Here is a 3835-nt window from a genome sequence, read left to right as displayed (position 1 = left end):
CATTGCGGGGGGCTGGAGGGCCCGCAAGGTCTGACTGTTGCGGCTCAGTCGGCGATGAGGCCGATCAGCAGGTAGACGAGCACGGCCGAGCCGAAGCCCAGCAGGGTGCCGAGAGCGAAAGCGACGCGGACCAGGGTTACGTCGATGTTGAAGTAGTTGGCGATGCCTGAGCAGACGCCCATTACCTTGCCGTTGACCTTGTCGAGGCGGAAACCGCGAGTGGTCTCGATCGGGCGCGGGGCCGAGTCGTCGAAGCGAAGCTGGCTCATCAGATCATCTCCTGCATGGCGGCGGGGGCCGCGCTGTTGTAAACTGGCGTGTGGACAGTGCCGGCGATCAGCGCGAGGCTGAGTGCGAAAGCGGTTGCTGCGGCGGCGATGCGGTTGGTGATGGCGGTCATGATCTTGTCCTCATGGTAACTGTTTGAGCCGTTATGGCTTATGCGACCAGCTTTGCATGGCCCGTGCCAAACTGCCGAAATGGCGGATTTCTGCGGATCACGGTGGTCGGGCGGAACCTCGGCATCTTTCCCGCTGCTGAACAGTGGTGAAATTCCCCATTAATTGGCGAGCGTTTGCGTGGCGTTGTCTTTACCGCTGCTGCTGACGCGCTTTGCAGCTTGCTTTTTTACGCGACCGGGCCTATCTGCGCCTCATCCCGACATTGTGAAAGCAAGGTCAGGCTGGTCCCACCGGGCACCGGCAGCGACCCGCTTTTGCCATTCGGCTTATTGGAGATTGCATGGCGGATATCGCGCGGATCGCGGAAGTTATCGAACCGGAGGCCAAGGCCTTGGGCTTCGATCTCGTGCGCGTGCGCTATTTCAAGGGCGGCGAGATCGGTGACGAGGAGCATACGCTTCAGGTCATGGCCGAGCGGCCAGAGACCGGCCAGCTGGTGATCGAGGACTGCGCCGCGCTGTCGAATCGCATTTCCGACCGCTTCGACGAACTGGAAGAGGCGGGCGAAGTGCTGCTCGAAGACGCCTATCGCCTTGAAGTGTCATCGCCCGGCATCGACCGTCCGCTGACGCGACCCAAGGACTTTGCCGCCTGGGTCGGGCAGGAGGCTCGCATCGAGCTTTCCGAGCTGCTGGGCGAGCGCAAGCGTTTCCGTGGCGATCTTGCCGGCTACGATGCCGAAACCCAGACCATTTCGATCGAGGACGATGGTATCGTGTTCGAGGTGCCGTTCGCCCTCGTTGCCAATGCCAAGCTGATCCTGACGGACAAGCTTATTGCCGCTTCCCGGCCGCTGGATACCAGCGGTGCGGACGAAATTCTCGAAGAACAGGAATACTGACCCATGGCCAGTGCGATTTCCGCCAACCGCGCCGAACTGCTTGCAATCGCCAACGCGGTTGCCACCGAGAAGATGATCGACAAGTCGGTGGTCATCGAGGCGATGGAAGAGGCAATACAGAAGTCGGCGCGCAACCGTTATGGCGCCGAGAACGACATTCGCGCCAAGCTCGATCCGCGCACCGGCGACCTGCGCCTGTGGCGCGTCGTGGAAGTGGTCGAAGTAGTCGAGGACTACTTCAAGCAGGTTGACCTCAAGGCTGCCGAAAAGCTGCAGCCGGGCGCCAAGGTTGGCGACTTCATCGTCGATCCGCTGCCGCCGGTGGACCTGGGCCGCATCGACGCGCAGTCGGCCAAGCAGGTGATCTTCCAGAAGGTCCGCGATGCGGAGCGGGATCGCCAGTACGACGAGTTCAAGGACCGTGCGGGCGAAGTCATCACCGGCGTGATCAAGTCGGTCGAATTCGGCCACGTGATTGTCAACCTCGGCCGCGCCGAGGGCGTGATCCGCCGCGACCAGCAGATCCCGCGCGAAGTGCCGCGCGTGGGCGAGCGCGTCCGTGCGCTGATCATGAAGGTCGAGCGCCAGAACCGTGGGCCGCAGATCTTCCTCAGCCGCGCGCACCCCGAGTTCATGAAGAAGCTCTTCGCGCAGGAAGTGCCCGAAATCTACGACGGCATCATCGAGATCAAGGCCGCTGCCCGCGATCCGGGTTCGCGCGCCAAGATCGGCGTGATCAGCCGCGATTCGAGCATTGACCCGGTCGGCGCCTGCGTCGGCATGAAGGGCAGCCGCGTGCAGGCCGTCGTGCAGGAGCTGCAGGGCGAGAAGATCGACATCATCCCCTGGAGCGAGGACACCGCAACCTTCGTGGTCAACGCGCTCCAGCCCGCCACGGTCAGCCGCGTGGTGATCGACGAGGAAGAGAGCCGCATCGAAGTCGTCGTGCCCGATGACCAGCTGTCGCTCGCCATCGGTCGCCGCGGCCAGAACGTGCGTCTGGCCTCGTCGCTGACGGGTTCTGCCATCGACATCATGACCGAGGCGGAAGCTTCGGAGAAGCGCCAGAAGGAATTCGCCGAGCGCTCGAAGATGTTCGAGGAAGAGCTCGACGTGGACGAAACGCTCTCGCAGTTGCTGGTGGCCGAAGGCTTCACCGAGCTGGAAGAAGTCGCCTACATCGAGACCAGCGAACTGGCCACGATCGAAGGCTTCGACGAAGAGCTCGCCGAAGAACTCCAGAGCCGTGCCGCTGAAGCGATCGAGCGCCGCGAGGAAGCCCTGCGCGAACAGCGTCGTGGCCTTGGCGTCGAAGATGCGCTGGCCGAGCTGCCGCACCTGACCGAAGCGATGCTCGTCACGCTGGGCAAGGCCGGTATCAAGACGCTTGACGACCTGGCGGACCTTGCCACCGACGAGCTGATCGCCAAGAAGCGCGCCGAACAGCGCCGCCGCAACGACAAGGGCCCGCGCGAAAAGAGCGATCGCCCCGAGCGCGTCGAGGACAAGGGTGGCGTGCTGGGCGAGTATGGCCTGAGCGAAGAACAGGGCAACGAGATCATCATGGCCGCGCGTGCCCACTGGTTCGATGACGAGCCAGTAGCTGAGGAGGCCGCCGATGCGGATTCCTCACAATGAGCCGCTAAGCTCCGACATCTCCGGCACTGCACCGGCGGGGAAGGCCTCGCCGGAGCGCAAGTGCGTGCTGACCGGGCGCCATGATGCGCGGGACGAACTGACGCGTCTTGCCATCTCGCCCGATGGCGACGTGCTGCCTGACGTGATGGCGCGTGCCCCCGGGCGCGGGGCCTGGATCGGCGTGGACCGGCAAGCCCTTGAAAAAGCGATTGCCAATGGCAAACTTAAGGGAGCGCTGGCGCGTGCCTTCAAGGGTGCTGCGCTGTCCATTCCGGCCGATCTTCCCGAACGCATCGAACAGGCGCTGCGTCGCCTGGTGACCGACCGGCTCGGCATCGAGCTGCGGGCGGGCAATGTGCTGCTGGGCACAGAGAAGATTGCGCAAGGCTGCCGGGCGGGGGCTGTGACGTTCCTCGGCCATGCCTCGGACGCTGGCACCGATGGACCCAACAAGCTGGCGCAAGCCTGGCGCGTGGGCGAAGGCGCCGAGGGTTCTGGGATGAAAGGTGTCATCTTGCCGCTGGACCGAGCGGCGCTGTCTGTGGCATTGGGCCGCGACAACGTCGTTCACGTCGCGCTGACCGACCCCGCTGCCGCCGCAAGGCTGCAAGCGCCGCTGCAGCGCCTGATACATTTTCTCGGAAACGAGACTGAAGCCGCCGGATCCGAGACGGGTGCAGTGGCGAACGACGATATTGATACGAAGGGCGAATGAGTTCGATGAGCGATAGCGACAAGAAGCCGACACTGGGCCGTAGGCCGCTGGGTCTGAAGACCTCGGTGGAGGCGGGAGAGGTCAAGCAGACCTTCAGCCATGGTCGCACCAACAAGGTGGTGGTCGAAGTGAAGCGGCGCAAGCTGATGGGCCGGCCCGGCGAGGCCGCTCCTGTTGCTG

The 3835-nt window shown here is 63.9% G+C and carries 6 protein-coding genes; 4 read left to right on the top strand and 2 right to left on the bottom strand.

Going from position 1 to position 3835, the window contains the following annotated elements; genetic code table 11:
- Positions 1-44: 44 nt before the first annotated feature.
- Both NJ75_RS23055 and NJ75_RS25355 read right to left on the bottom strand, forming a co-directional pair.
- A complete protein-coding gene (locus NJ75_RS23055) occupies positions 45-269 on the bottom strand; it encodes a PspC domain-containing protein (protein WP_039338738.1) in 225 nt (74 codons plus the stop codon).
- Positions 269-400, bottom strand: a complete 132-nt coding sequence (locus NJ75_RS25355) for a hypothetical protein (RefSeq protein WP_269078644.1) — start codon at positions 398-400, stop codon at positions 269-271. Before NJ75_RS25355 ends, NJ75_RS23055 begins: the two co-directional genes overlap by 1 nt.
- Before the next feature lie 341 nt (positions 401-741).
- Here NJ75_RS25355 and rimP point away from each other — a divergent pair, with 341 nt between their 5' ends.
- The 4 genes from rimP to NJ75_RS23035 form a co-directional block, all read left to right on the top strand.
- Entirely contained in the window at positions 742-1302 is a 561-nt protein-coding gene (gene rimP, locus NJ75_RS23050) for a ribosome maturation protein RimP (RefSeq protein WP_039338737.1), read from the top strand.
- A gap of 3 nt (positions 1303-1305) precedes the next feature.
- Positions 1306-2940: a transcription termination factor NusA gene (gene nusA / locus NJ75_RS23045; protein ID WP_039338736.1), complete on the top strand. Its 1635-nt coding sequence runs from the start codon at positions 1306-1308 to the stop codon at positions 2938-2940.
- Positions 2921-3655, top strand: a complete 735-nt coding sequence (locus NJ75_RS23040) for a DUF448 domain-containing protein (RefSeq protein WP_039338735.1) — start codon at positions 2921-2923, stop codon at positions 3653-3655. The genes nusA and NJ75_RS23040 overlap by 20 nt, the downstream gene beginning before the upstream one ends.
- A gap of 5 nt (positions 3656-3660) precedes the next feature.
- The coding region (locus NJ75_RS23035) for a translation initiation factor IF-2 associated domain-containing protein (RefSeq protein ID WP_211257976.1) at positions 3661-3835 on the top strand (175 nt) is incomplete at its 3' end.

Source organism: Novosphingobium subterraneum (genome assembly GCF_000807925.1).
Taxonomy (GTDB): Bacteria; Pseudomonadota; Alphaproteobacteria; order Sphingomonadales; family Sphingomonadaceae; genus Novosphingobium; species Novosphingobium subterraneum.
Note: the sequence above shows the minus strand (reverse complement) of the source record. Positions and strands in the feature narration are given on the sequence as shown.